Raw genomic sequence first — 26,430 nt, 5'->3', positions numbered from 1 at the left:
ATAGATTTGTAATTTAGGAGGAATAACTATGAGAATAATATCAGGTAGTGCTAAAGGAAGAAAACTTAAAACTCCTGAGGGACTTGATACTAGACCGACTTCAGATAGAGTTAAGCAATCAGTTTTTAATATAATACTAAAACATATTTTTGATGCAAGGGTACTTGATTTGTTTGGAGGAACAGGTAACCTAGGGATTGAGTCAATTAGTAGAGGATGCGAAAATTGTGTATTTTGCGAAGAAAACAAAAAATCATTTGAAATACTAAAGGAAAATGTGAAAACCCTAGGCTTTGAAGATAAAGCAAGTATATATAATAGGGATGGATTTAAGGTTTTAAAACAGTTAGCAGATGAAAATAAACAATTTGATGTTATATTTTTAGACCCACCATACGGTAAGGGACTTGTAGAAAAGTCAATTGGCGAAATACATAGATTTAATTTATTATCAGATGATGGTATTATTATAGCTGAATATGATAATGTAGATAATCTTGTTGAAAAAATAGGAGATATTACTGTTTATCGAACAGAAAAGTACGGTAGGATTAGGATCTCTTTCTTTAAGAAGGAGGTAGAGTGTGAATAAGATAGCAGTTTACCCAGGGAGTTTTGATCCTATTACAAATGGTCACTTGGATATTATACAAAGATCAGCAAAGGTTTTTGATAAGCTTATAGTTGCAGTTTTAGAGAACCCAGAGAAAAAATCGCATTTATTTAATGTAAGTGAAAGGGTAGATCTTATTAAAAAGGCAACTAGTCATATAGATAATATTGAAGTAGAATCTTTTATGGGACTTTTAGTTAACTATGTTGAATCTAAGGGAGCTAATATAATAGTTAGAGGACTTAGGGCAATATCTGATTTTGAATATGAATTTCAGATGACATTAATGAATAGAAAGTTAAGTCCAGATATTGAAACATTTTTTATGATGACTAAAACAGATTATTCGTATTTAAGTTCAAGTGCAATTAAACAGGTAGCCTACTTTGGAGGAAGTATTGAAGAACTTGTTCCAGAGTGCATTATAGATGATATATACCAAAAAATAAAACAGGGTAGCTAAATTAAGCTATCCTGTTTTGCTTTTCTAATAATATAACCAAGGGTATTAAATACTAGTAGCATTATAAGAAGTATTTCAATAAGAGGTAGTAGGATGCCTATACTACTAGGATCATTAGAAGTAAAGGTTTCAACAGGAATAAGATTGAATTTTAAAAGTGCAAAGCATACAAAAGATGAGAAGATACCATGGGTTATTTTAAATACTAAATAGGTTTTCATATTGAATTTATGTTTAGATAATATGCTTGAGACTTGACCAATAACAGCAAGTCCACTAAATGCAATTAGAAAACTTAAAAGTATAAGTTTGCTTTCAAAATCTGTAGAAGATGATGAAATAATATTAGACCCATTAGAAACTTCCACAATTGATTCGAGTAAAAGTACTATATTATTTATTGTAGTAGAAGAAAAAACTCCTACACTTTCAATAAGTGAAGAAATATATGTAAATAATTTTATTTCATCAAGAAGGGCGACTATTACACAAAATAATACAATATAACCTCCTATAAAACCACAGGTAACAAGTGATGATTTAATTCCCTTAGAAATTATATCATCGTTTATTTTATTAAGTCCAAATTTTGATAGGCTTATATTTTTAGGTGGTCTTTTGTAAAATAGATTTGAAAATATACCATTTATGATTGCACCTAGAATATGAGCTATAAAAATAATATAACCAGCAGAGGGACTGAGCATCATACCAGAGCCTACTGCCCCTATAATAAATAGTGGACCAGAAGTACTACTAAAGGTTAGTATTTTCTCCCCCTCTTTTTTAGTAATTTTTCCTTCTTCATAAAGAGATGCAACGATCCTAGCACCTGATGGATAACCTGCAAATATGCTCATTATAAATGCATAGGCACCATATCCTGAGGTTTTAAATAATCTTCTAGCAATAGGAGAGAATAAAATGCCTATGTTTTCAGGAACCTTTAAAGAAGTAAGCATATCATTAATTATAAAGAAGGGAAGAAGGGACGGAATAACTATAAATAGCCAAAGATTAACACCATCCTTAGCTGCTTTTATAGAAATTGATGGATTTATTAATATTAATATAAGAAGTAACATTAATAAAAGCATAGCTCCAAGGCTGCGGTATTTTCTATAGCATAAAAGAGCTAGGAATGTACATAAGAAAAAAATAAAAATAATCTCCATTAATCCTCCATATAAGTGCTTTTAAATATTAATATGAAGAAAATGAAGATTATATGAAAATCAAATTATTTATGTTGTTTTAAGGTAAATAGGTGGAGTTTTAAGGTCTGATTTTGATAATCTAAAATCTTGATTATTAGAGGCTAAACTATAAATATCAGATGATATAATATCATATTTTACAAGGTCAACATCCTTAGAATTTGGCATTGATATAATAGGGTATGAACAAGTTTTTTTAATAGATTTAAGTATTTCACGGCCCTTATCATTAAATCCAAGTACACGGATATAATTTATTTTAGAATAAGAGTTATATACATCCTTAGTTATATCAAACAGAGCATATAATAAAATTCTTTGTATTCTTGTTTTAGAATATCTCTTTGATATGGTCTTATCTATAACTTCTTCAATTGTAGTAGAGTCTTCGCAGGCTCTTTTAAGCTTATATTCAAGTCCCTCAGATACATCTACTAGGGAAGAGATATACTCAGCAGTACTTATGCGGAGTTTATATAAAATTATATTTTCAAAACTACTAAGAGTTATTGGTGCATTAAGTAGATTTATTTCATTAAGTAGGATTTTATAGTTATTATATGGCATAGAGTTTTTTAGTGAATCTATATTATTAATATTATTTCTAAGTGAAGTTGCACTTGAAATGCTACCGGTTAAACCCTCATCATTATAGTTGTTAGAGACTCTTTGAATAGTATATGGCGTAATTTTACTATTAAGCCTAATAAGGGTTTTTAAATATTCTATAGCTAGAATATTGTTAGATAAATTAAGAATACCTTCATGTATAGGTGTATTTAAAACATGGGTATAATAGTCTCTAATAGCCAATTGACGAGCCTTTGGAAAGGATAACCCTGAATCTAAATGTATATGTAAAAACTCTTTTAATTCAAATGGTTCATTAGCTAAAATAGAAGCAATGTCCATTAGGGGAGATACTTTGCCCTCTTCACTTCCAAAACATATAGAATCAACTATATTAAGTGAGTCTAGTATTTCTATAGCACTAGAACAAAAGCCCTCAGCACTAGAGATACTGTTTATTAGTGGAAGTTCTATAACTAAATCTACACCGTTTTGAAGGGCCATTTTGGTTTTAGCCCATTTGCTTACGATTGATGGTTCACCCCTTTGAACAAAGTCACCACTCATTACAGCTATAACATGGCTACATCCTGTAAGCTTTTTAGTATTTTCTATATGATAAACATGGCCGTTGTGCATAGGATTGTACTCAACTACAATGCCACAAACATTCATAAAACTACTCTCCTTTAATTAAATAATATATAATTAGCTAGAATAATATTATATTAAAACAGCTAAAATTTAAAGTGTAATGGTATAAAATGTACAATAATTTTGAAAATGATAGAAAGTATTCAAAATAACTATAGTGTTTTTGTGTAAATATAGTATAATTAAATTGCGATATAATTTATTATTTAACAAACACACTAAAACTTAATAACAAGGAGAATTTTGTATGGGTCTTTTAGACAGAATAAGGGAAAAAGCAAAAACAAACAAACAAAGAATTGTTCTGCCAGAAGGCATTGAAAGAAGAACAGTTAAAGCAGCTTCTGTTATACAATCAGAAGGAATTGCTGATGTTGTACTTTTAGGTGATGAAGGGACAATTAACCAAATTGCAAGTGAAGAAGGGGTTTCACTTGAAGGTATTAACATAATTAATTACCTAGAGTCAGATTTATTTGATACATATGTAAATCAGTTTTACGAACTAAGAAAAAGTAAGGGCATGACAGTTGAAAAGGCTAAAGAAACCCTTATGGATGATGTTTATTTTGGAACTATGATGATGAAAAATAAAATGGTTGATGGACTTGTTGCAGGTGCAGTGCACTCAACAGGAGATCTTTTAAGACCAGCTCTTCAAATTATTAAAACAGCTCAGAATACATCAATTGTATCAAGCTTTTTTGTAATAGAGGTTCCAAATTGTAATTATGGAGAAGAGGGACTATTTTTCTTCGCAGATTGTGCAGTAAATACAGACCCAAATGCAGAGCAGTTAGCAGCAATTGCTATATCAACAGCTAATTCAGCAGTAGCCTTAGCAGATATAGACCCGAAAGTTGCAATGCTTTCGTTCTCAACAATGGGAAGTGCTAAATCAGAAAGTACAGAAAAAGTGATTAAGGCGGTTCAACTGGCAAAAGAACTTGCTTCAGATAATATTGTTGTAGATGGGGAACTACAACTAGACGCTGCTATAGATAAAAACGTTGCAGCAATAAAGTCTCCAAATAGCGAAGTGGCTGGATGTGCGAATGTACTTGTGTTCCCAGACCTGAATTCAGGTAATATTGGATATAAGTTAGTTCAAAGACTTGCAAATGCAGAAGCGGTAGGTCCAATTTGCCAAGGATTTGCAGCGCCTATAAACGACCTTTCAAGGGGATGTAATGTAGAGGATATTATAAACGCAGTTGCAATTACAGCAGTTCAAGCTATAGGTATGTCATCTAAATAATTTTATATACAAAAGGAGATGTAGTTTTATGAAGGTTTTAGTTATCAATTGTGGTAGCTCATCACTTAAGTACCAACTAGTAGACATGACAAATGAAGGTGTTATGGCTAAAGGACTAGTTGAGAGAATTGGAATCGAAGGGTCTGTTTTAACTCACAAGCCGGAAGGAATGGATAAGGTTAAGATAGAAGTACCAATGAAGGACCATACTGACGCAATAAGATTAGTTCTTGAGGCTCTAGTTAATGAAACTCATGGAGTAATTAAGGATATGTCAGAAATCTCAGCTGTAGGACACAGAGTTGTTCACGGTGGAGAAAAGTACTCAAAGTCAGTTCTAATTGATGATGAGGTTATGAAGGCTCTTGAGGAGTGTACAGCACTTGCTCCACTTCACAACCCACCAAACCTAATTGGTATAAATGCATGTAAAGACCTTATGGGAGACACTCCGATGGTTGCTGTATTTGACACAGCATTCCATCAAACAATGCCTGATTATGCATTTACATATGCTCTACCATACGAGCTATATGAAAATAACGCAGTAAGAAGATACGGATTCCATGGGACAAGCCATAGATTCGTTGTAGATGCTGCTGCTGAAATGCTTGGCAAGAAGGTAGAAGATATTAAAATAGTAACTTGTCACCTTGGAAATGGTGCAAGCTGTGCGGCTATTGACGGAGGAAAGTCTGTTGATACAAGTATGGGATTCACACCACTTGAAGGACTTGTAATGGGTACTAGATGTGGAGATATTGACCCTGCTATATTAGTATACCTACAAAATGAGCTTAAGCTATCAGCTGGCGAAATTAACGACTTAATTAACAAGAAGTCAGGAGTTCTTGGTATATCAGGAATAAGCAGTGACTTTAGAGATATTGAAGATGCTGCTGCAGAAGGAAACAAGAGAGCACAACTTGCACTTGATGTATTCCACTACAGAGTAAGAAAGTACATTGGTGCTTACGCTGCTGCTATGGGCGGAGTAGATGCTATTGTATTTACAGCAGGTCTTGGTGAGAACTCACCAGAGTCAAGAGAAGAGATTTGTAAGGGTCTTGAATTCTTAGGTGTTGACTTTGATGCTGAGAAGAACAAGTTCAGAGGTAAGGCTGAGTTCATTACTACTGAATCTTCAAAGGTTAAGGTAATTGCAATTCCTACAAACGAAGAGCTAATGATAGCTAGAGATACAGTTGAAATCGTTGGTTAGTAATTCGAGATAGTTTAATAAATAATACTCTAGCTCTGCTAGAGTATTATTTTAATTTAATCTTGACTTTTTTAGTGCTAGTTTATATAATTGTGATTGGCACTTAATAAGAGGTGATACGATGAAACTAGATGTATCAAAGTTATTTAGAAAAAAAGTGCAGACTATTTCTTTTGAAGTTACTTCTCAGCTATCTACCATAGAGAGAGAAGAACTTGAGATATCCTTTAATTCGCCAATAATTATTAAGGGTACAGCATATTATGATGGGGAAGTAGTTACACTTGTTGGTAATATTACCACTGAACTAATGATGCAATGCTCAAGATGTTTAGGTCAGGTTAATATGCCTGTTTCTATTGAATTTGACGAAGAATTCTCTAAGGTTGATGAAGATCAAAACGAAGAGAGATACCTAATATCTGAGGAAGAAACAGTTGACCTTGAAGAGATGTTTATAGATAACCTTATCTTAGGGCTACCTCTAAAAGTAAACTGTGACGAGAATTGTAAAGGTTTATGCCATATTTGTGGCAAAAATTTAAATAAAGGTTTGTGTAATTGTGTTTCAGAGGATATAGATCCGAGACTTGAGGCGCTTAAGAACCTTTCTATAGGTGACTAAGGAGGTGTTACAATGGGAAATCCAGCTAGAAAGCAATCAAAAGCAAGAAGAGATAAGAGAAGAGCTAACACTTGGAGACTTGATGCTCCAGGATATGTAGAGTGTCCACAATGCCACGAGGCTAAGCTTGCTCACAGAGTATGTGGAAGCTGCGGAAGCTACAAGGAAAGAACAGTAGTAGAGAAGTAATTTTTCTTCAGAAAGAAAGTCTATTTAGACTTTCTTTTTTTATTTTGATTATTTAATATTGATAAAATAGGAAAAATAAATTATAGTTAACTCTAAAGAGAAAGTCACAAAACTTTTAAGCCAGTGAGGTGGAAATATGAAAATTGCAATTGATGTTTTTGGAGGAGATAATGCACCTTTAGAAACTATAAAAGGAGCAATACTTGCTGCGAATGAATATAATGCGGATATTTACCTTGTAGGACTTGAGGATACTATTAATACTATTCTTAAGGAAGAAGGGTACAATGGAGATAATATATTCGTTGTTAACGCAACTGAAAGAATAGAAAATGAAGACTCTCCAACTGCAGCTATTAGAACTAAAAAGGACTCTTCAATGGTTGTTGCTATGAAGATGCTTAAAGAGGGCACTGTAGATGCTATGGTTTCAGCAGGAAACACAGGGGCGCTACTTGCAGGTGGACTATTTGTTGTTGGAAGAATTAAAGGAATAGATAGACCAGCACTTGCACCTATACTTCCTGGAAGAAAGGGACCTGTTATGCTTGTTGATGCAGGTGCTAATGCAGAGTGTAAGGTTAAAAACATTACTCAATTTGCTATGATGGGAGAGATATACTTTAGAAACGTTATGAAGCATAATGATCCTAAGGTAGGACTTATTAACATAGGGGCAGAGGAAAGTAAAGGGACTGACTTTACTAAGGAGTGTTATAAGGCTCTTAAGGAAGAGAATAAGGCATTTATAGGCAATATAGAAGGTAGAGATATATTAGAAGGAGAAGTTCAAATTGTTGTTGCTGATGGTTTTGTAGGTAATGTTGTACTTAAGGTCTTTGAGGGAACAGCATTAACTATTATGAAAGAAATTAAATCTGCATTAATGGGATCATTTGTAACAAAAATAGGAGCACTACTTTCAAAAAGTGGATTTAAGGCATTTAAAAAGAAGTTTGATTATACAGAGCACGGTGGGGCAATACTTATAGGGGTAGATGGTACCATTATTAAGGCACATGGTAGCTCTAACGCTAATGCATTTAAAAATGCTATTAGACAGGCGATTAGATGCGTTGAGGGAAATATAGTAGAATCTATCAAAACAGAAATAATTGAAAAATAATTTTAGTTTTTCCTATAAATTAGAAGGAATTTTAATATATTTTCCTAATATACATATATAAATAATTAATAGGAATGACATATTAATTGTTGACGATGTAAACCAATATGTAATATTATATATTTGAACAACTGAAGGGAGGTGAACTAGAATGCTATTTGATAAAATAAAAGAAAGAATTTCAGAGGTTCTTGGTGTAGAAGCTGACGATATCACTATGGAATCTACATTTATAGATGATCTTGGTGCAGATTCAATTGACTTAGTTGAACTAGTAATGGCTCTTGAAGAGGAGTTTGAGATCCAAATTCCAGATGAGGAAGTTGCTAAGATTAAGGCAGTAAGTGATGTTGTAGATTACATAAAGGAAAACGCTAATATCTAAAGATAGTCCCGAATTTTTCGGGACTTTTAAAATATACATATGTTTTTACATATAGAACCGTTGATTTTGGTAACGGAGGTAAGAATATGCCAAAGGGAGTTAGAACACAAGAAATAAAAGAATTTCAAGCAATAATCGGTGTAGAATTTGAAAATACATCACTGCTTGATAAGGCACTAACACATAGTTCATTTGCGAATCAATTTAGCTTAAAATACGATGATCATAATGAAAGATTAGAGTTTTTAGGAGATTCTATACTTAGTATGGTTGTTAGTGAGTATCTATATAAAAGATACAAGAACAAACAGGAGGGAAAGCTTACAAGAATTAGAGCTGCTGTTGTTTGTGAACCATCACTAGCAGATATATCTAGAAGTCTTAAAGTAAATAAGTATATAAGAATAGGTAAGGGTGAAGAACTTTCAGGAGGACGAGAGAAGGACTCACTACTTGCAGATGCTTGTGAAGCGATTATAGCTGCAATATATTTAGATAGAGGTATTGAAGAGGCTAGAAAGTTTATATTAAAAAACTTAGAGCCGAAGATAGAATCTATAGGGGAAAATTATAACTATAGAGACTTTAAATCAAGACTTCAAGAGTATGTTCAAAAGAGTTTACTTGTACCAATTAGATATGCTGTTATTAAGGAATATGGGCCACCACATGATAAGACCTTTGAGGTTGAAGTTTACCTAGATGAAAAGCCAACAGGTAAAGGTGTAGGGAAAAGTAAAAAAGAAGCAGAACAAGGTGCTGCTAAGGATGCTTTAGCTTCTATGGGAGTGTTTTTTAATGAGTAAACATTATATAATACCTATTTTTGTTCCTCATAATGGATGTCCACATGATTGTATATTCTGTAATCAGAAGAAGATTACAGGTAAAGTATCATCTATGACTCCAGATGAGGTAGAGGGGATTATTAATACTCACCTGTCAACTATTAACAGGGAAAACTCTTACATAGAGGTTTCTTTCTTTGGAGGAAGCTTTACTGGAATTCCTATAGATACCCAAAAGAGCTTATTAGAGGTGGCTAACAAGTATTTAAGCAAGGGATTAATAGATAATATTAGATTATCTACAAGACCAGATTATATAAACAAGGATATTTTAGATTATCTTTTAGAATATAACGTTGGTATAATTGAACTTGGGGTACAGTCCCTTGATGAGGATGTATTATATATTTCAGAAAGAGGACATAGCACTCAAGATGTTAATTATGCATCAAGCCTAATTAAAGAATATAGATTTACTTTAGGACTTCAGATGATGGTAGGACTTCCAGGGGATACATTTGAAAAAGATATTAATACTGCAAGTAAGCTTATAGAGCTTAATGCTGATTTCGTTAGAATATATCCAGCCTTAACAATTAAGGAAACTTATATGGAACATCTTTATAAGATAGGAAGATATACGCCTTACACAATAGATGAGGCGGTAAGTATCTGTAGTAAGCTTTATACAATGTTTGAAAAAGCTAATATACCTATAGTTAGGCTTGGACTTCAAACCACAGAGCAAATTAATACAGGACGTGATATTGTTGCAGGGCCATTTCATCCCTCATTTAGGGAGCTTGTTGAATCCTCGCTTTTAAATGATATGATGGGCTATGTTATAGATAATTTCTATAGTGAATCAGAATCTATAGAAGTTTTTATATCACCAAGGAATATTTCCAAGTTATATGCCGACAAAAAAAGATATTTTAATGAGAAAATTCGACAATTTACGGGTAAAAATATTGTTGTAAGGCAAAAATACCTAGGTGAAGGTATGAAACTAGCCTTTGATGATGGCAAAAAACAAAGAAATATGTCTATTAAAAGTTTCTCGAATTTCGCTTCATAAAGAAGGAATTACTGTTAATATAAAGAAATATTAACTACATAAGTAATATACCTATTTAGAAGGAGGACATGTAGAATGGAAATATTAAAGGTATCAGCACAATCACAACCAAAAGCAGTAGCGGGGGCACTTGCTGCCGTACTTAGAGAAAAAGTTGCAGCAGAGGTTCAAGCTGTTGGAGCTGGAGCTGTTAATCAAGCTGTTAAGGCTATTGCAATTACAAGAGGATTCGTAGCACCAAACGGAATAGATTTAGTGGTTATTCCTGCTTTTTCTGAAATTAGTATTGAGGGAGAAGAAAGAACTGCTATTAAGTTTATAGTAGAAGCAAGATAATTAAAGGCTGCATATGCAGCCTTTTTATATGCACATAATCATATTTTTCTTGTTAAGTTGACAATGAAGAATAATAAAATTACAATTAAATTAGAATTTTAGGGATTTGCCAAGGTAAATCCCTTTTTTATTAAAATTCCTACTTTAATTATGAGGTGTAGTTATGTACCTAAAGAAAATAGAAGTTAAAGGATTTAAGTCCTTTGCAGATAAAATAGAATTAGATTTTGAAAAAGGGATTACAGCAGTTGTAGGACCTAATGGTAGTGGAAAAAGTAATATAGCAGATGCTATTAAGTGGGTACTTGGGGAACAAAGTGCAAAAAGCCTTCGTGGTGGAAAAATGGAAGATGTTATTTTTGCAGGTACTCAAAAAAGAGGAGCACTTGGATTTGCAGAGGTAACTCTTGTAATCGATAATGCAGATGGTCTTATTGATTTTGAGTATAGTGAGATAACTGTTAAAAGAAGACTATATAGAACAGGTGAAAGTGAATACTACATAAATGGAACCCAGTGTAGACTAAAGGATATACTTGAAGTGTTTATGGATACTGGTATAGGGAAAGATGGATATTCACTTATTGGACAAGGCAAAATTGAAGAGATACTAAGTACAAGATCAGAGGATAGAAGACATTTATTTGAAGAGGCTGCAGGTATAGTTAAGTATAAGTGGAGAAAAAATGAAGCTGAAAGAAGGCTTGAAAATACTAGGCAAAATCTTTTGAGAGTGGATGATATTATAGAAGAACTTGAAAATCAAATAGAACCTCTTAAAAAACAAAGTGAAAGTGCGAGAAAGTTTTTATCACTTAGAGATTCTTTAAAAAGTGCTGAAATTAATCTTATAGCCCATAATTATGGAGAATTATTAGAAAGACTTAAAAAGCTTAAAGCGGAGGAAGCATCTTTAAAGAATACAAAATCTCAATATGAAGAGAAGAAGCTTGAATTAACGCTTCAGTATGAAACTTTAAAAGAAGAGATAAAATCTATTGAGGAATCATTTAGTGAAACTAACAAGAATATGAACGAAATGGAAAAAAACTTTGAAGGCAAGCAGGGTAACCTTAAGCTTCTAAATGAAAGACATGATAATCTTGTTAAGGAAAAGGAAAGAATAAAGGAAGAAATCGAAGAAGAGAAGTCTACGATTAAGAATATTATTTCAAGTACAAAGGAATATAAAAATCTTCTATCTGTAGAAAAGCTTAAGTTTAAAGAAATAGAAGATAAGTTATTAAGTGAAGAAAATGAATTTAATGCTACATATCAAGACTTTAACGAAAGTGAAAAATTAATAGATAGTAAAAAAGCAGATTCGATTCAAATACTTAAAGACTTAAGTGGGGTTTCTAATAGGGAAAATTCAAGTGAGATTAATATTAAAAATCTAGAAAATAGAAAAACTCAAATTGAAAGAGAAAAGTCTATTAAACTTGAGAGAAAAAATGCTTTACTTAATGAGATTAAGGAAATGAATGAAAATCTTAATGAAATTGAAGAGGAATTAAATTCTTCAAAGGCTTCAATAGAGTCATCAAAGTTATCACTAGTTGAGTATGAAAATACACTAAGTTCATTAAATCGAGAAAGAAGTGGTATTTACGATGCTTTAAAGCAAAGGGAAGCTAAATACTCAGCACTTTCTGCCATGGAAAATGACATGGAGGGATTTAGTCGTGCTGTTAAGTCTGTTATGAAAAGATATACAGATAGGGAAAAGGTATTTGGAACAATTAACGAAATTATTTCAGTTCCAAAGGGCTTTGAAATTGCTATTGAAACAACACTAAGTGGAGCTCTACAAAATATAGTGGTTAAGGATGAGGATATAGCAAAAAATGCTATTGAATATCTAAAGTCTAACAAGCTTGGAAGAGCCACATTTTATCCATTAACGGTTATTAAATCAAGAGAGAGTTTTATTAAAGAAAATATTAAATCTATTAAAGGGTTTAAAGGTATAGCAAGTGATATTGTAGAATATGATAAAGTATTTTCAAATGTTGTGAAAAACTTACTTTCAAGGGTTATTATTTGTGATAACTTAGTAGCAGCTAGAGAAATTGCAAAGGCAACGGACTATTCTTTTAGAATAGTAACACTTGAAGGAGATGTTATTAACTCAGGTGGTTCATATACAGGGGGGAGTAGTAACCTTAAAAACAGCGGTCTTATTTCAAGAAAGAATACTATATTAACACTTGAAGAGGAAATAAAATCATATAAAGATAAGCTTTCAAATGTAGAGGGCAGCATAGAGGATATTAAATGTATAATTAAATCTTCAAATGAAAGTATTGCATCTATTCAAGAAAGATATCAAGAAGTACTATCTAGATTTAATAGTGAAAAGTCAAAAATAGTATTAACAAAAAGCAATATTGAATTGTCAGAGGAAGATATTAAGGACCTTAATATAGAAGGTGAACATATTGAGATTGAAGTATCTAAAAACAAAGAATTCTTAAAAAGTGTATCAACTGAGAAAGAAAAACTTTTAGCTATGCAAAAGGAACTAGATAGTGAAATAGAGCTATTAACAGGAAAACATAGAGAAAAAGGAGTAGTTAAGGAAGAGGTACAAGAAAGAATTACTAAGGTTAAAATAAATCTTACAGAAGTTAAGAAGTCTATTGAGGGTATAGAAGATAAAATAGAATCCCTAGACAGAGAAAAAGCTACCCATGAAAGAAGGATTAATATCTTCTCAAGTAAAATTAATGATATGGAATCAACAATTGTTGCAACTCAAGATGAAACTAAGAAAATAATAATTGAGATACAAAACATATCAACAACTGTTATAACAATGAAGAATAAAATTTATGAGGTTGAACAGTCTAAAAAGGAAAGTAGTGAAAAGAGAGAATTTATAGAAACATCACTAAGTAAGACAGAGGAGTCTATTACATCCTTAATAGAAAGTATTCATAAATTTGAAATACAAACTTCAAAACTAGAAATAGAAATTGAAGGCTTAAAGTCAAAGCTTTGGGAAGACTATGAATATACAATTCCAGAGGCTTTAAATGCTAAGGTGCCAATAGAATCTATAAAAGACGAAATAAAAAAAGTGCAGGATATTAAGGGGGAAATCAAAACCCTTGGAAATATTAATATTAATGCTATTGAAGAATACAAAAAGGTAGTAGAAAGATATGAATTCTTAACTACTCAAAAAGAGGATCTTCAAAATGCAGAGTCATCACTTATGGAAGTTATTGAAGAGATGACTGTTAAGATGAGGGAGCAGTTTGTAGATAGGTTTAAGATTATGAGGGAGAACTTCTCAGCTACATTTAAGGAACTATTTGGTGGTGGATATGCGGACCTTAAGATGGAGGGAGATGATCCTTTAACATCAGGAATAGATATTATTGTACAGCCACCAGGGAAAAAGCTTCAAAGTTTAACACTTTTATCAGGTGGGGAAAAGGGACTTTCGGCTATTGCACTTGTTTTTGCAATACTTAAAATGAAACCTACTCCATTTTGTGTACTTGATGAAATAGAGGCGGCACTTGATGATGCAAACGTAAATAGATATGCTAAGTTCCTAAAAGAGTATGCAAGAAACACACAATTTATTATAATTACTCATAGAAAGGGCTCTATGGCAGCAGCGGATTGTCTATATGGAGTTACTATGGAGGAAAAGGGTGTATCTAAGATGATATCACTTAAGCTTGAAGGAGGAAAATAAATGAGCTGGTTTGACAGACTGAAAGAAGGACTTAAAAAAACAAGTAAAGGAATCACTGAAAAAGTTGAAGAGATAATATCTTTTAACACTAAGATAGATGATGACCTTTATGAAGAACTTGAAGAAGTATTAATTATGTCCGATATGGGATTTGAAACAACTGAAAAAGTTATGGAAATGCTTAAGGACAAGGTTAAGAAAACAAAAGCTACAGAATCAACAGAGGTTAAAGGGTTATTACAGGAGATTATTTCAGAAATTTTAGGTGAAGATATAAAAACGGTTGTACCAGCTACAACACCTGCTATATACTTAGTAGTAGGAGTAAATGGGGTTGGTAAGACAACTTCAATAGGTAAAATGGCAAACTACTTAAAGGACAAGGGTCTTAAGGTAGGGCTAGCTGCAGGAGATACATTCAGGGCAGCAGCTATTGACCAGCTTCAAGTATGGGGACAAAGATCAAATATTGATGTTATTAAGCATCAGGAGGGTTCTGATCCAGCAGCAGTTATATTTGATGCTGTACAATCAGCAAAGGCTAAAAAATTAGATGTTTTAATATGTGATACTGCAGGTAGATTACATAACAAAAAAAATCTTATGGAAGAGCTTAGAAAAATTAATAAAATAATAGAGCGAGAGTACCCAGAAGCTCTTAAGGAAACATTCCTTGTTCTTGATTCAACAACAGGACAAAATGCATTATTACAAGCAAAGCAGTTTATGGAGGTATCAGACGTATCGGGACTAATACTTACTAAACTAGATGGTACTGCAAAGGGTGGAGTTGTTGTGTCAATAGCAAGTGAACTTCAGGTTCCAGTTAAGATGATAGGAGTTGGAGAAGGAATAGAGGATCTTCAGGAATTTAATCCAAAGGCATTTGCGGAAGCCCTATTTCAATAATTTTTTATCTGTTAAGTAAAAATACTTGACAGATGCAAATCATATCTGTTATTATCAATTAGGGATGTGTTAAGAATGGTAGATAGCTTTAACGAAGTAATACTTCTCTTAGACTTTTACGGAGGATTACTCACAGACAAGCAAAGACTTATTATGTCTTATCATTATGAAGAGGATATGTCACTGAGTGAGATATCAGAAGAACTTGGAGTATCAAGGCAAGCTGTTCATGATGTAATTAAAAGAAGTGAAAAAGTCTTAAAAGGATATGAGAAGGAGTTAGGACTTGTAGAGAGATTTAACTACCAGAAATCAAAAATGGTAGAAATCGAAACACTTTTGAAAGATAATAACGATGAAAACTCCTTTAAGGCTCTGGGAATACTAAATGAGCTTATAAATATGTAAGGAGGGCATTGTATGGCTTTTGAGGGATTAACTTCAAAACTACAAGACGCTTTTAAAAAGTTAAAAGGAAAAGGAAAACTTACTGAAAAAGATGTAAAGGAAGCTATGAGAGAAGTTAAGCTTGCCTTACTTGAGGCAGATGTTAACTTTAAAGTAGTTAAGACCTTTGTAAAGAAGATTAGTGAGAGAGCAGTTGGAGCGGAGGTTATGGAAAGCTTAACCCCAGGACAGCATGTTGTTAAAATAGTTAACGAAGAGCTTATCGAACTAATGGGTAAGGAAGAAAGTAAAATTACTATATCTTCTAAACCACCAACAGTTATAATGCTTGTAGGTCTTCAAGGTGCTGGTAAAACCACAATGGCTGGTAAACTTGCACTACATCTTAAGAAACAAGGTAAAAAACCACTGCTTGTTGCAGGTGATGTTTACAGACCGGCAGCAATTAAGCAGCTTCAGATATTAGGTAATGGTATTGAAGTTCCTGTGTTTTCACTAGGTGATAAGGTTTCTCCTGTAGACATAGCTAAGGCTGGTATTGAAAATGCTAGCAAGCAAGGTAATGATATAGTAATTATCGATACAGCAGGAAGACTTCACATAGATGATACCTTAATGGATGAACTTAAGTCAGTTAAGGCTGAGGTAAGTCCACATGAGATTCTACTTGTTATAGACGCTATGACAGGACAAGATGCTGTAAATGTTGCAGAACACTTTAATGAATCACTTGATTTATCAGGCGTTGTGTTAACTAAGCTTGATGGTGATACAAGAGGGGGAGCTGCCATATCGGTTAAGGCTGTAACAGGGAAACCTATTAAGTTTGCCGGTGTAGGTGAGAAGCTTTCAGACTTCGAAGTATTCCATCCAGATAGAATGGCATCAAGAATTCTTGGAATGGGTGATGTACTAAGTCTTATTGAGAAGGCTCAAGAGAGCATCGATGAGAAAAAGGCTTTAGAACTACATGACAAGATGATGTCAAAGCAATATAACCTAGAAGATTTTCTAGATCAACTTAGACAAATGAAGAAGTTAGGTTCTGTTAAGGACTTAATGGGAATGATTCCAGGTATGGATTCAGGTAAGTTGAAGGATGTTAATATAGATGAAAGAGAAATCTTTAGAGTTGAAGCTATTATAAGCTCAATGACAACTAAAGAAAGACAACAACCATCTATTATTAATGCAAGTAGAAAGCGTAGAATAGCAGCAGGTTCAGGAACAACTATCCAACATGTTAATAAGATTCTTAACCAATTTGAACAGTCTAAGAAACTTATGAAGCAATTTGGAGATATGCAAAAAAACATGAAAAAAGGAAAGTTTAAATTTCCTTTATTTAAATAAATCTTTTTAAATTACCAAGGAGGTGAAAATATTATGGCAGTAAAGATCAGACTAAGAAGAATGGGTGCTAAGAAGGCTCCTTTCTACAGAGTAGTTGTAGCTGATTCAAGATCACCAAGAGATGGAAAGTTCATCGAAGAGATCGGATTCTACAACCCACTAGTTGAACCATCATTAATTAAAATCGATGGTGACAAGGCTAAGAGCTGGATAGCTAAGGGTGCACAACCTTCAGACACTGTTAAGGGACTTCTTAAGAAGGCTGGAATAACAGAATAATTAGGAGGTGGCATGCTGTGAGTGAACTAGTTAAAACTATTGCAATAGCTCTAGTTGACAATCCAGATGCCGTTAAGGTTACTACTTCAGATAGGGATGGAGTTATAACAATTGAGTTAAATGTACATCCTGATGATATGGGGAAAGTAATCGGAAAACAGGGAAGAATTGCTAAGGCGATCAGATCTGTTGTTAAGGCGGCGGCTACTAAAGAGAATAAAAAAGTAGTTGTTGATATAGTATAAGAAGAGTTAGGGGTAGTCCTAACTCTTTTTAGTATGTAAAGGTGGTATAACATGAGAAACTATTTGAAAGTTGGTCAAATTTTAAAGCCTCATGGTGTTAGAGGAGAAGTTAAGGTATATCCTTTAACAGACGATTATAAGAGATACACTAAGCTAAAGAGCGTATTTACTACAAAGGATGAGGTTAAATTTGATTCGATAGAAATCGAATCAGTTAAGTTTGTTAAGGAGTTTCCTGTAATTAAACTTAAGGGAATTAACACTGTAAATGACGCTGAAAAGCTTAGACAAGAGTATATATACGTTGATAGAGATAATGCAGTTAAGCTTCCAGATGACGCTTATTTTATTGCAGATCTTATAGGTATGAATGTTATAACTGATGAGGGTGAGGAACTTGGAGTATTAGTATCAGTATTTCCAACAGGAAGTAATGATGTATACGAGGTTAAGAGCCCAAATCATAAGAAAAACATTTTATTACCAGCTATTAAAGACGTTATATTAGATATAGATATTGAAGCAAGAATTATGAAGGTTCATATACTTGAGGGGTTAATATGAAGTTTGACATCCTAACTTTATTCCCAGAAATGTTTAATGTTTTTGAATCTAGTATAATAAAAAGAGCAAAAGAGAAAGATATTATTAGCATTAATGTACATGATATTAGAGATTTTTCTACTAATAAACATAAAAAGGTTGATGATTACCCATATGGCGGAGGAGCTGGTATGGTAATGCAGCCTCAACCTATATATGATGCTATTGAATATATTGAGAAGTTATATGGATATAAGCCATATACTATATATCTTTCACCTAGGGGAACTGTATTTAATCAAGACTCTGCAAAGACTCTTTCTAAGAAGGATCATGTATTATTTTTATGTGGACATTATGAAGGAGTAGATGAAAGGGTTTTAGACCTTGTAGATGAGCAGATGTCTATTGGTGATTTTGTATTAACAGGTGGAGAAATACCAACTATGGTTATTATTGATGCTATTTCAAGACTTGTAGATGGTGTACTTTCAAAAAGTGAAAGTTATGAAGATGAATCTTTTTCAAACTCTTTACTTGAGTATCCACAGTATACAAGGCCAGAGGTCTTTAGAGGCAAGGAAGTACCTAGTGTGCTACTATCAGGTCACCACTCTAATATAGACAAGTGGAGACACGAAATGAGCCTTAAAATCACATATGAGAATAGACCAGATCTATTAAAGAAGGCTAACCTTACAAAAAAAGATATAGGATTTATTAAGAAATTATCTGAAAACAAATAAAAGTTGATATAATATTTTATATGTGATATAATTTCAATGTCAATTACGGGCATTCCGCTGGGACGTTTGTTTCCTATGAGTGTCTAATAAGGAGGAAATATTAATGGATATTATCAGAGCTATTGAAGCAGAACAACTAAGATCAGACCTTACACCATTTAACGTTGGAGACACTATAAAGGTGCACGTTAAGGTTGTTGAAGGAACAAGAGAAAGAATTCAGATTTTCGAAGGAACTGTTATTAAGAAGCAAAACGGTGGCCTAAGAGAAACTTTCACTGTAAGAAGACTTTCATACGGTGTTGGAGTTGAAAGAACTTTCCCAATCCACTCACCTAGAATCGCTAAAGTAGAGATTACTAGAAGAGGTAAGGTAAGAAGAGCTAAGCTTTACTACCTAAGAAGCAGAGTAGGTAAGGCTGCTAAGGTTAAAGAATTAATAAAGTAATTGATTACTTGGAAATGGGGCTGCATATGCAGTCCCATTTTGTTTACATATATGGTTTTTAGGAGGAAGAATAATGAATATACAATGGTATCCAGGCCATATGGCCAAAACTAAAAGAGAAATTAAAGAAAATCTTAAGTTAGTAGATGTTGTAATAGAATTACTTGATGCTAGAATTCCATTTAGTAGTAGGAACCCTGACCTTGATGAGATTATATCAGGTAAGGAGAAGGTTGTACTTCTTAATAAGGCAGACCTTGCAAATGACGCTATTACTAACCAATGGATTAAATATTATAAAGAGCGTGGGATAGAAGCTATGGCAATAGATTCTATTACAGGTAAGGGTCTAAATAAGATCTATGCTATATGTAAAGAAGCAGTTAAAGAAAAAATAGAAAGAGATGAGAAGAAGGGTATTATAGGTAGACCCCTTAGAGCAATGGTAACTGGTATACCAAATGTAGGTAAATCATCTTTTATTAATAAGATAGGGGGTAAGTCTACAGCTAGAACTGGAGATAAGCCAGGGGTTACGAGAAGCAAACAGTGGATTAAGGTTAATAAGGAATTTGAACTTCAGGATACTCCAGGAGTATTATGGCCTAAATTTGATGATAATAGGGTTGCCCAAAGACTTGCATTTACAAGAGCTATTAAAGATGAAATACTTGATATTGTAGAACTTGCATACTTTTTTGTTAAGTACCTACAAGAAACAAATCCAGAAATATTAACTTCAAGATATAATGTTGAGCTTAATATGGAGGACCCATATGAAACTATGGTTGCTATAGGAAGAAAAAGAGGCTGTGTAGTGTCAGGTGGCGGAATAGATGAGGTTCGTGTAGCTAATCTTGTTCTAGATGAATATAGAACAGGTAAGCTTGGTAGAATCACCCTAGAAACACCTGCTGGACTTGAGGAAAGTGAAGAGGAAAATAATCAGTAATGGAAAGCATTAAGGAGATTTCTCAGAAAATCGAAAATGCAACCCGTGAAGAATTCGAATCAATAAAAGAAGTCCTTAAGGAAGACACTAGAAAAGGTGTTATTGCAGCTATTAAAAAGAAAGAAAATAAAATAATAAAGCTTGAAAAAGAGATTAAAGAATACAAGTTTAGGCAAAGATATGAGATAGAGCTATTTAAAAAGGGATATAAGTATATTGCAGGACTTGATGAAGTAGGAAGAGGGCCTTTAGCAGGCGCTGTGTACGCCAGTGCAGTTATACTTAATCCTAAGTCATCCTATTTAGGAGTTAAGGATTCTAAGAAGCTTTCAGAAAAGCAAAGAGAAGAACTTGACATAAAGATTCGTGAAACTGCTTTAACATATGCGATTGGAATTGCAACACCTGAGGAGATTGATAAGTATAATATACTTAATGCAACAAAAATGGCAATGATTCGTGCTATAGAGGCACTTACTATTAAACCAGATTATCTTTTACTTGATGCAATTAAGCTTGATATAAATATTCCTCAAACATCTATTATTAAGGGAGATGACAATTCTATATCTATAGGAGCATCTTCAATTATTGCAAAGGTTGCTAGAGATAGTTATATGAAGGAAATGGGTAAACAGTATCCAGGTTATGATTTTGAATCGAACAAGGGATATGGTGCTAGTAAGCATATTGAGGGTATTAAGTTACTTGGGACTACCCCTATACACAGAAATACCTTCATAAAAAACATTTTAGGAGAGAAGTAGATTGCTAACTAACAGGCAAAAAGGTGAACAAGGTGAAATTAAAGCTATGGGATTTCTTGAAGATAAGGGTTACTATATTATTGATAAGAACTATAGAACAAGAAGTGGAGAAATAGATATAATAGCAGAATATAATAATGCAATTGTATTTGTAGAGGTTAAGTTAAGGTCTAGCTTAAGATTTGGAGTCCCATCAGAGGCTGTTAACTTTAAGAAGGCATCTAAGATTAAGACAGTAGCATTTAGTTACCTTAAAGATAATAACCTTTTAGATCATACTGTTAGATTTGATATTATTGAAGTTTACAAATCAGAAAATTTTAGAATAAATCACATAGAAAATGCTTTCTAACAATAAGAGTACTTAATTGAGTACTCTTATTGTTTTATATCTAAATTATTCTATTGGTGGAGAATTATCAGTTGACTTATCATCTAAGAACCACTTAGTTTCTGTTGTTGGATTACTAATTATACCAGCCATAACTAATATACCAAGTAAGGAGTTAACTATTTGGTCGTAATTTCCTGGTAAATAGTCTAGTCCAAATCCTTGTAGGAGTAATGGTATAAAAGATGCAATTGCAATCCATAAACCATAATTTTTCCATCTACTCATTTTAATCATTCCTTTCTATTAAAATAGTGCATTCCAAGTTACAGGTCCAACTTTTCCATCAGCAGAAAGTTTTTTAGATTTTTGAAAAGCTATAACTGCATTCTTGGTTGCATCTCCAAAAATACCATCTGCACTTCCAATTTTATAACCTAATGCAAGTAGTCTTTTTTGAAGAGCTAAAACATCATTTCCTTTCATATTAGGAGATGTAAGTTCAAGTGTTCTAGTAAGTTTAGGTGATAAAGATAAAGGTATTTTACTTGAGGGTGAACCAATAGGTGATACAGGTCGTTTTCCACGGATAAGATCTTCTATTTTAAGACCACCTGTCCATTGAAAGTGGGGAGCATCTTTAAAGTTTTTCCAAGAGCCTCCCCATTCAAGTCCTAAGGACTCTCCAATTTTACCAGCTTTAGCATACAAAGCGTCATTATCCCAAACTACTTTTCCACTAACTTTAATTGCAATATCGAAGGCAAGGCCATAGTTATGCATGGAGTATCCGCCTTTTGCATTAGTAATCTTACTACCTGGTTTTGTTCTTCCCTGTGCATAAAGCTCATTTTGTTCAGCAATGCTTCTTAGTGTCTGAGTTATAATTACATCAAGACCGGAGGATTTACATTTTGTTAAAAACTTTTCGCAAAGGTCTTTAACATGGGGATGTAAAAGGGATAAATCCTTTGACAATTAAAACACCACCTTATCTTTGTATATTATAAGTTATGTAAATTCAAAGGAAAGGTTACAAATTAAAAGCGAACTACATAGAAGCTAACTTCCATACAATCCGCTTTTAAAGTTAAATATATTGTTTTAATAATTTCTCAAGCTTAGATTTATCTTTAATAAATTCTAAACTTCCATCAGGATCATTTTGAATAATATTTATAATACACTGGTGGAATATATTTTTATCTTGTATAGAATGGTCCTTTGAATTAAGGTGGGAGTATAGTTTAGTATTAGAAATGTCCCACATATTACATGATGATTCTAAAAGGTTTTTAAGAGAGTTAATAGTATTATCTTCATCTTGTAATTTACTATAAAGATGAAAGTATGAAGAAAATGTATTATATTCCCACATTTCAAATATAGTAGTAGTAGATTTAATTATTCCAGCTATATAATGAGCATCATCTATTCGATTTTGATTAATAGCAATATCCATTAAAAAGTTTAGTGTTGTGTACATATCTGTTGTAGATTCAATAAGTTTACCTTCAAAAATTTCACAGGCCATATCTAGTTTTCCAGATGATAAATACAAATTTCCTTGATGAAGTTTTTTATCATAGGTTGATGCAGGAAGCATATCTATATATTTTTGAGCATTAGAATAGTCTTTTTTCTCAGTAAAGATACTAATTAACATAGAAATTGCATCGTATTTAATTTGAGAATCATTACTTTTAGTACATTTATCAAGCAAACTATAAATTTTATCCTCATAGTATTTTTTATTTTCTATATTAAACATATAAAGAGAGCCGTTAAGTGATACTGCAATGTTTATTATTAATTTTTCACAGGTTGGATATTCTGATATTTTATCAATGCATTTATTGAAAATAAAATCATAACCCTTATCAGGTATTAGAGGGATATTAAGTTCAATAAAATCAAATATTTCTTTTTCGGATAGTTCCTCATTAAAAGATAAAAGGGTGTTAATATCTACTTTTAAAATCCTAGCAAGGGGAGAAAGAATAGTTATATCAGGATAGGATATTCCTTTTTCCCACTTGTTAACAGCAGGAGTAGATACACCGATTACAGTTGCAAGCTGTTCCTGTGTAAGTTTTTGTTTTAAGCGGTTATTTTTAATCACTTCATTGATTTTCATTTGGCACTTCCCTGTTTATATATTTCAAAAGCTTTTGATATATATAGTGTATCATTTATATATTAAAATTAATATTGAGTAGTAATTAAGATATTAGTTTAATAAATTAACCATTAGTTAAATTAATTAAAGGCTTTATATTATTAAGATATATTTTACTAAGTTTAAGGTTGTGGTAGTATGTATTTGTAATAATATGAAAATAAGGGGAAATATAATGAGAAGTAATAAAAGTGGAATTATCATTATTGTTTTAATATCCTGTGTAATAATGGGGATTATAGATGCTATAATTCAACCAGGATATGCTATAAAGTCAGCTGTAAAAATAGGATTATTTTTAATATTACCTATTTTATATTCATGTTTTATTGAGGATTGCAGCTTAAAGCAAGTGATTACGCCTAATTTTAATAGTATTAAGATAGCTATAGCATTAGGTTTAGGTATATATGTTTTTATATTAGGAGCTTATTTTTTATTTAGAGGAATATTTGATTTTTCTTCCGTAACATCAAGTCTTGAAAGTGGGGTAGGAGTTACTAAGACAAATTTTATATGGGTAGCTATTTATATATCTTTAGTAAATTCCCTATTAGAAGAGTTTTTCTTTAGAGGGTTTGCATTTTTATCTTTAAAGAGGATAGCCTCTAGAAGATTTGCATATATATTTAGTTCAGCAGTATTTGCATTTTATCATATAGCTATGATGATAGGATGGTTCCATATTAGCGTTATTCTATTATCTCTTATAGGTCTTTTTATAGGAGGGTTAATATTTAACTTCTTTAATGAAAAAAGTGGAAACATATATACCTCATGGCTTGTTCATATGTGTGCTAATTTCTCAATTAATACAATAGGGTTTATACTGTTTGGAATACTATAAAATAAAAAAGCAGCAAGTTATACTTGCTGCTGATTTTTGGTACCGATGGTGGGACTCGAACCCACACGGTTGCCCTCTCGATTTTGAGTCGAGTGCGTCTGCCATTCCGCCACATCGGCTTATCAATAAAATTATAGCATATTAATGAACCATAGTAAATAAAATGAAAAGGCTCCATAAACCATTGAAAATACTAAAGTTTATGCAATTCTATATTTACTAAAAGAAGTTTTTAAAATAGATTTAAAGTATGTATGAAATAAATCGAACTCGATTTTGAACAAATTCACACACTCGATTTTTTATAATAGGTCGAATATAATTATAATTCTTTAAAGTGTTTAAGTCAAATTAGATGAATATAAATAATTGTAATAATTACAAATGATTGAAAATTAATTGACGTAAAATTATGATTGTAAATTATAGAAAGTAAAATAAATCACGAATAATACATAAAAAAGTTAATAAGTTTTGTACACGCAATTGGTATATATAATACCAAGTTGTGTTTATTGAGTGTGCTTAAATAACTTGTATATGTAGATAATTATGAAAATCTTTAAAAATATTGTTCTTTTTTATTTTAATTTGTTACCCCATTTTTTTCTGAGATAAAAGGGGTAAACATACTTTTCTCCCCCAAATAAAATTTACAATAATTAATTGTATATTATAAATAGTGGTAATGTTGTAATTAAAATGGTTGCAATGTATAATTTTAGTATATTAACTAATAGGGGGAAATGTAAAAATGATAACATTTATAATCATATCTTTGATTATAGGAGTAATTCCTGCTTTTATAGCACAATCGAAGGGAAAGGACTTTGCTACATGGTATGTATATGGTGTATTCTTATTTTTCTTTGCCATGATACATGCAATAGTATTACCTGAAAATAGCAAAGCCGATTACACAAGAAAAGCAATACAATTAAGTGATAAAGATGACTTATACAAACCTAATACAGTTGACTTAAATTCTCCAGTAGAAATTGTAGGACACAAAATAATAGGAAGTACAGATGATGTAAATTGTGTAGTTAAGTTTAGAAATATTTCTGATAAGACAGTTGTAGCAACTAAATACATAATTGAGTGTTTTAACTCATTTGGAGAGCCTGTAGGGGATGATAATAAAATAGTTTCTATGGTACAAGATGTTATTGTATCACCTAGAGATTGTTTTGGATATGATAAGGTAGTTAAATTATCAAACCATTTAGATACTAGACAAATTAATGTATCAGTAGTAAAGGTTATGTTTGATAATGGTGAGGTTTGGGAAAGTGAAAATCCTAATATAGTTACTGTACCAACTATTAATTTAAGTGATGAAGAATTATATAATCTTAAGCAAGTAATAGATAATGAAGCAGTATGTTATCCTTCTATGTTAGAAGATAAATGGATGTGTATTTGTGGAAGGGTAAATAAAGATACAGATGGTTGTTGTGTTAGATGTGGACGTAATTTAGAGGAGATAAAACTATATACTAAGGAGTATGTAGAAGATAAGGTGAAATTTATTAAAATCTAAGAAGAAGAGCAAAAGCGACAAAATGATATTGTAAATGCCAAAAGTAATAAAAGGGCTATCATAGTTACATCTATTGTAATAGGGTTATTTGTTTCTGTAGTTGGAATTAATCATATTTCAGAAATAAATAAACAATCTAAGCAAAAAATTCAAGAATTAAAATATATAGTTGATGATATAGGTGACTTTTCAAATAACATGTTAAAAGATGTTTCTCAATCTATGGAGAGTAGAGAGTATATAAGAGTAAGAAATTTAAGTTTAAGTAATATTGATTTAGTAGCAGACAAAATAAAAAAGGTGGACACTCTTAGGGACTCGATAACTGATGAAGATTATAAAAGCGTATGTAGTTTGCTTCATTCAGCACTAGAAGAAGATTTAAAAACATATGGATTAATATATGAAATGTTTACAAAAATGGATATGTCAAGACAAGAAGATTTACAACAGTATATGGCAAATAGTAATACTTACAATAATAATGCTAAAAAAGAGTTTTATGAAAAGTTTAAAGAATAATTAATAGTAATAAGAGTATATTTGTTTAAGGGGTGTGTAATGTTGAAAAGATTTTTAACCATGTGTTTAATGTGTATGGTATTGAGTTTTATGTTTGTAGGTTGTGGGAATAAAGAATATAG

At 32.1% G+C, this 26,430-nt stretch carries 31 protein-coding genes and 1 tRNA gene; 26 read left to right on the top strand and 6 right to left on the bottom strand.

Going from position 1 to position 26,430, the window contains the following annotated elements; all coding sequences use genetic code 11:
- Positions 1–28 precede the first annotated feature (28 nt).
- Complete coding sequence (gene rsmD, locus RR539_RS00895; RefSeq protein ID WP_332473037.1) at positions 29–592, top strand: 16S rRNA (guanine(966)-N(2))-methyltransferase RsmD; 564 nt, start codon at positions 29–31, stop codon at positions 590–592.
- Complete coding sequence (gene coaD, locus RR539_RS00890) at positions 585–1,076, top strand: pantetheine-phosphate adenylyltransferase (protein WP_332473038.1); 492 nt, start codon at positions 585–587, stop codon at positions 1,074–1,076. Before rsmD ends, coaD begins: the two co-directional genes overlap by 8 nt.
- On the opposite strand, the gene RR539_RS00885 is transcribed toward coaD, so the two are convergent.
- Together RR539_RS00885 and RR539_RS00880 are read right to left on the bottom strand one after the other, a co-directional pair.
- A complete protein-coding gene (locus tag RR539_RS00885) occupies positions 1,073–2,251 on the bottom strand; it encodes a hypothetical protein (RefSeq protein WP_332473039.1) in 1,179 nt (392 codons plus the stop codon). The two genes, coaD and RR539_RS00885, sit on opposite strands and share 4 nt — an antisense overlap.
- A gap of 69 nt (positions 2,252–2,320) precedes the next feature.
- Entirely contained in the window at positions 2,321–3,538 is a 1,218-nt protein-coding gene (locus RR539_RS00880) for a nucleotidyltransferase (RefSeq protein WP_332473040.1), read from the bottom strand.
- Between the two features lie 226 nt (positions 3,539–3,764).
- On the opposite strand from RR539_RS00880, the gene pta reads away from it, so the two are divergent.
- From pta to RR539_RS00775, 21 genes are all read left to right on the top strand, one after another.
- Entirely contained in the window at positions 3,765–4,775 is a 1,011-nt protein-coding gene (gene pta, locus RR539_RS00875) for a phosphate acetyltransferase (RefSeq protein WP_332473041.1), read from the top strand.
- 28 nt (positions 4,776–4,803) lie between these two features.
- Positions 4,804–5,997, top strand: a complete 1,194-nt coding sequence (locus RR539_RS00870) for an acetate/propionate family kinase (protein ID WP_332473042.1) — start codon at positions 4,804–4,806, stop codon at positions 5,995–5,997.
- 121 nt (positions 5,998–6,118) lie between these two features.
- Positions 6,119–6,622: a YceD family protein gene (locus tag RR539_RS00865; protein WP_332473043.1), complete on the top strand. Its 504-nt coding sequence runs from the start codon at positions 6,119–6,121 to the stop codon at positions 6,620–6,622.
- 12 nt (positions 6,623–6,634) lie between these two features.
- Complete coding sequence (rpmF, locus tag RR539_RS00860; RefSeq protein WP_332473044.1) at positions 6,635–6,811, top strand: 50S ribosomal protein L32; 177 nt, start codon at positions 6,635–6,637, stop codon at positions 6,809–6,811.
- A 136-nt stretch (positions 6,812–6,947) separates the two neighbouring features.
- Positions 6,948–7,937 carry a phosphate acyltransferase PlsX gene (plsX, locus tag RR539_RS00855; RefSeq protein WP_332473045.1) on the top strand — a complete coding sequence of 330 codons (990 nt, stop codon included), beginning with the start codon at positions 6,948–6,950 and terminating at the stop codon, positions 7,935–7,937.
- Between the two features lie 151 nt (positions 7,938–8,088).
- Positions 8,089–8,322, top strand: coding sequence for an acyl carrier protein (gene acpP / locus RR539_RS00850; protein ID WP_332473046.1), 234 nt, complete (start codon positions 8,089–8,091; stop codon positions 8,320–8,322).
- Positions 8,323–8,408: 86 nt separating this feature from the next.
- Complete coding sequence (gene rnc / locus RR539_RS00845; RefSeq protein ID WP_332473047.1) at positions 8,409–9,128, top strand: ribonuclease III; 720 nt, start codon at positions 8,409–8,411, stop codon at positions 9,126–9,128.
- Positions 9,121–10,188 (top strand): elongator complex protein 3, encoded by a 1,068-nt coding sequence (locus tag RR539_RS00840; RefSeq protein ID WP_332473048.1) that lies wholly within the window; start codon positions 9,121–9,123, stop codon positions 10,186–10,188. Before rnc ends, RR539_RS00840 begins: the two co-directional genes overlap by 8 nt.
- A gap of 75 nt (positions 10,189–10,263) precedes the next feature.
- Positions 10,264–10,524 carry a stage V sporulation protein S gene (locus RR539_RS00835; protein ID WP_332473049.1) on the top strand — a complete coding sequence of 87 codons (261 nt, stop codon included), beginning with the start codon at positions 10,264–10,266 and terminating at the stop codon, positions 10,522–10,524.
- Positions 10,525–10,687: 163 nt separating this feature from the next.
- Entirely contained in the window at positions 10,688–14,236 is a 3,549-nt protein-coding gene (smc, locus tag RR539_RS00830; RefSeq protein ID WP_332474669.1) for a chromosome segregation protein SMC, read from the top strand.
- Positions 14,237–15,145, top strand: coding sequence for a signal recognition particle-docking protein FtsY (gene ftsY, locus RR539_RS00825; RefSeq protein ID WP_332474668.1), 909 nt, complete (start codon positions 14,237–14,239; stop codon positions 15,143–15,145).
- A gap of 75 nt (positions 15,146–15,220) precedes the next feature.
- Entirely contained in the window at positions 15,221–15,553 is a 333-nt protein-coding gene (gene ylxM, locus RR539_RS00820; RefSeq protein WP_332474667.1) for a YlxM family DNA-binding protein, read from the top strand.
- Positions 15,554–15,565: 12 nt separating this feature from the next.
- Positions 15,566–16,906 carry a signal recognition particle protein gene (ffh, locus tag RR539_RS00815; protein ID WP_332483326.1) on the top strand — a complete coding sequence of 447 codons (1,341 nt, stop codon included), beginning with the start codon at positions 15,566–15,568 and terminating at the stop codon, positions 16,904–16,906.
- A 33-nt stretch (positions 16,907–16,939) separates the two neighbouring features.
- Entirely contained in the window at positions 16,940–17,185 is a 246-nt protein-coding gene (gene rpsP, locus RR539_RS00810) for a 30S ribosomal protein S16 (RefSeq protein ID WP_332474448.1), read from the top strand.
- Between the two features lie 17 nt (positions 17,186–17,202).
- Positions 17,203–17,430, top strand: coding sequence for a KH domain-containing protein (locus RR539_RS00805; protein WP_332474447.1), 228 nt, complete (start codon positions 17,203–17,205; stop codon positions 17,428–17,430).
- A 51-nt stretch (positions 17,431–17,481) separates the two neighbouring features.
- Positions 17,482–17,994, top strand: a complete 513-nt coding sequence (gene rimM / locus RR539_RS00800; RefSeq protein WP_332474446.1) for a ribosome maturation factor RimM — start codon at positions 17,482–17,484, stop codon at positions 17,992–17,994.
- Positions 17,991–18,719 (top strand): tRNA (guanosine(37)-N1)-methyltransferase TrmD, encoded by a 729-nt coding sequence (gene trmD, locus RR539_RS00795; protein ID WP_332474445.1) that lies wholly within the window; start codon positions 17,991–17,993, stop codon positions 18,717–18,719. Before rimM ends, trmD begins: the two co-directional genes overlap by 4 nt.
- 103 nt (positions 18,720–18,822) lie before the next feature.
- Complete coding sequence (rplS, locus tag RR539_RS00790) at positions 18,823–19,167, top strand: 50S ribosomal protein L19 (protein ID WP_332474444.1); 345 nt, start codon at positions 18,823–18,825, stop codon at positions 19,165–19,167.
- Positions 19,168–19,240: 73 nt separating this feature from the next.
- Positions 19,241–20,119 carry a ribosome biogenesis GTPase YlqF gene (gene ylqF, locus RR539_RS00785; protein ID WP_332474443.1) on the top strand — a complete coding sequence of 293 codons (879 nt, stop codon included), beginning with the start codon at positions 19,241–19,243 and terminating at the stop codon, positions 20,117–20,119.
- On the top strand, positions 20,119–20,886 hold the full coding sequence (locus tag RR539_RS00780; RefSeq protein ID WP_332500162.1) for a ribonuclease HII: 768 nt from the start codon (positions 20,119–20,121) through the stop codon (positions 20,884–20,886). The genes ylqF and RR539_RS00780 overlap by 1 nt, the downstream gene beginning before the upstream one ends.
- Position 20,887: 1 nt before the next feature.
- Positions 20,888–21,238: a YraN family protein gene (locus RR539_RS00775; protein ID WP_332474441.1), complete on the top strand. Its 351-nt coding sequence runs from the start codon at positions 20,888–20,890 to the stop codon at positions 21,236–21,238.
- Positions 21,239–21,283: 45 nt separating this feature from the next.
- Here RR539_RS00775 and RR539_RS00770 read toward each other — a convergent pair whose 3' ends face one another.
- The 3 genes from RR539_RS00770 to RR539_RS00760 form a co-directional block, all read right to left on the bottom strand.
- Positions 21,284–21,505 (bottom strand): holin, encoded by a 222-nt coding sequence (locus tag RR539_RS00770; protein WP_442878374.1) that lies wholly within the window; start codon positions 21,503–21,505, stop codon positions 21,284–21,286.
- Between the two features lie 18 nt (positions 21,506–21,523).
- Complete coding sequence (locus RR539_RS00765) at positions 21,524–22,195, bottom strand: peptidoglycan-binding protein (RefSeq protein ID WP_332474439.1); 672 nt, start codon at positions 22,193–22,195, stop codon at positions 21,524–21,526.
- Positions 22,196–22,307: 112 nt separating this feature from the next.
- Positions 22,308–23,354 carry a helix-turn-helix domain-containing protein gene (locus RR539_RS00760; RefSeq protein ID WP_332474438.1) on the bottom strand — a complete coding sequence of 349 codons (1,047 nt, stop codon included), beginning with the start codon at positions 23,352–23,354 and terminating at the stop codon, positions 22,308–22,310.
- 217 nt (positions 23,355–23,571) lie between these two features.
- Between RR539_RS00760 and RR539_RS00755 the strand changes: the two genes are divergently transcribed.
- Complete coding sequence (locus RR539_RS00755) at positions 23,572–24,243, top strand: CPBP family intramembrane glutamic endopeptidase (protein ID WP_332474437.1); 672 nt, start codon at positions 23,572–23,574, stop codon at positions 24,241–24,243.
- A 37-nt stretch (positions 24,244–24,280) separates the two neighbouring features.
- On the opposite strand, the gene RR539_RS00750 is transcribed toward RR539_RS00755, so the two are convergent.
- A tRNA-Leu gene (locus RR539_RS00750) sits at positions 24,281–24,362 on the bottom strand.
- A gap of 635 nt (positions 24,363–24,997) precedes the next feature.
- On the opposite strand from RR539_RS00750, the gene RR539_RS00745 reads away from it, so the two are divergent.
- Together RR539_RS00745 and RR539_RS00740 are read left to right on the top strand one after the other, a co-directional pair.
- A complete protein-coding gene (locus RR539_RS00745) occupies positions 24,998–25,786 on the top strand; it encodes a hypothetical protein (protein ID WP_332474436.1) in 789 nt (262 codons plus the stop codon).
- A gap of 198 nt (positions 25,787–25,984) precedes the next feature.
- On the top strand, positions 25,985–26,308 hold the full coding sequence (locus tag RR539_RS00740; RefSeq protein ID WP_332474435.1) for a hypothetical protein: 324 nt from the start codon (positions 25,985–25,987) through the stop codon (positions 26,306–26,308).
- Positions 26,309–26,430: the final 122 nt, after the last annotated feature.

The sequence above is a fragment of the Clostridium sp. genome (assembly GCF_036639235.1).
Lineage (GTDB): Bacteria > Bacillota > Clostridia > Clostridiales > Caloramatoraceae > Clostridium_AB.
This window is presented reverse-complemented; position numbering and strand designations above follow the sequence as displayed.

Bases quoted from the DNA above. Each gene is read 5' to 3' on its own strand.
- RR539_RS00880 (WP_332473040.1), bottom strand. From the start codon at position 3,538: ATGAATGTTTGTGGCATTGTAGTTGAGTACAATCCTATGCACAACGGC.
- smc (WP_332474669.1), top strand. From the start codon at position 10,688: ATGTACCTAAAGAAAATAGAAGTTAAAGGATTTAAGTCCTTTGCAGAT.
- RR539_RS00770 (WP_442878374.1), bottom strand. From the start codon at position 21,505: ATGAGTAGATGGAAAAATTATGGTTTATGGATTGCAATTGCATCTTTT.
- rsmD (WP_332473037.1), top strand. From the start codon at position 29: ATGAGAATAATATCAGGTAGTGCTAAAGGAAGAAAACTTAAAACTCCT.
- plsX (WP_332473045.1), top strand. From the start codon at position 6,948: ATGAAAATTGCAATTGATGTTTTTGGAGGAGATAATGCACCTTTAGAA.
- RR539_RS00840 (WP_332473048.1), top strand. From the start codon at position 9,121: ATGAGTAAACATTATATAATACCTATTTTTGTTCCTCATAATGGATGT.
- ftsY (WP_332474668.1), top strand. From the start codon at position 14,237: ATGAGCTGGTTTGACAGACTGAAAGAAGGACTTAAAAAAACAAGTAAA.
- rimM (WP_332474446.1), top strand. From the start codon at position 17,482: ATGAGAAACTATTTGAAAGTTGGTCAAATTTTAAAGCCTCATGGTGTT.
- RR539_RS00755 (WP_332474437.1), top strand. From the start codon at position 23,572: ATGAGAAGTAATAAAAGTGGAATTATCATTATTGTTTTAATATCCTGT.
- rnc (WP_332473047.1), top strand. From the start codon at position 8,409: ATGCCAAAGGGAGTTAGAACACAAGAAATAAAAGAATTTCAAGCAATA.
- rpsP (WP_332474448.1), top strand. From the start codon at position 16,940: ATGGCAGTAAAGATCAGACTAAGAAGAATGGGTGCTAAGAAGGCTCCT.
- RR539_RS00780 (WP_332500162.1), top strand. From the start codon at position 20,119: ATGGAAAGCATTAAGGAGATTTCTCAGAAAATCGAAAATGCAACCCGT.
- trmD (WP_332474445.1), top strand. From the start codon at position 17,991: ATGAAGTTTGACATCCTAACTTTATTCCCAGAAATGTTTAATGTTTTT.
- ylxM (WP_332474667.1), top strand. From the start codon at position 15,221: ATGGTAGATAGCTTTAACGAAGTAATACTTCTCTTAGACTTTTACGGA.
- RR539_RS00745 (WP_332474436.1), top strand. From the start codon at position 24,998: ATGATAACATTTATAATCATATCTTTGATTATAGGAGTAATTCCTGCT.
- RR539_RS00760 (WP_332474438.1), bottom strand. From the start codon at position 23,354: ATGAAAATCAATGAAGTGATTAAAAATAACCGCTTAAAACAAAAACTT.
- RR539_RS00885 (WP_332473039.1), bottom strand. From the start codon at position 2,251: ATGGAGATTATTTTTATTTTTTTCTTATGTACATTCCTAGCTCTTTTA.
- pta (WP_332473041.1), top strand. From the start codon at position 3,765: ATGGGTCTTTTAGACAGAATAAGGGAAAAAGCAAAAACAAACAAACAA.
- ffh (WP_332483326.1), top strand. From the start codon at position 15,566: ATGGCTTTTGAGGGATTAACTTCAAAACTACAAGACGCTTTTAAAAAG.
- ylqF (WP_332474443.1), top strand. From the start codon at position 19,241: ATGAATATACAATGGTATCCAGGCCATATGGCCAAAACTAAAAGAGAA.
- RR539_RS00870 (WP_332473042.1), top strand. From the start codon at position 4,804: ATGAAGGTTTTAGTTATCAATTGTGGTAGCTCATCACTTAAGTACCAA.
- rpmF (WP_332473044.1), top strand. From the start codon at position 6,635: ATGGGAAATCCAGCTAGAAAGCAATCAAAAGCAAGAAGAGATAAGAGA.
- RR539_RS00865 (WP_332473043.1), top strand. From the start codon at position 6,119: ATGAAACTAGATGTATCAAAGTTATTTAGAAAAAAAGTGCAGACTATT.
- rplS (WP_332474444.1), top strand. From the start codon at position 18,823: ATGGATATTATCAGAGCTATTGAAGCAGAACAACTAAGATCAGACCTT.
- acpP (WP_332473046.1), top strand. From the start codon at position 8,089: ATGCTATTTGATAAAATAAAAGAAAGAATTTCAGAGGTTCTTGGTGTA.
- RR539_RS00835 (WP_332473049.1), top strand. From the start codon at position 10,264: ATGGAAATATTAAAGGTATCAGCACAATCACAACCAAAAGCAGTAGCG.
- RR539_RS00740 (WP_332474435.1), top strand. From the start codon at position 25,985: ATGTTAAAAGATGTTTCTCAATCTATGGAGAGTAGAGAGTATATAAGA.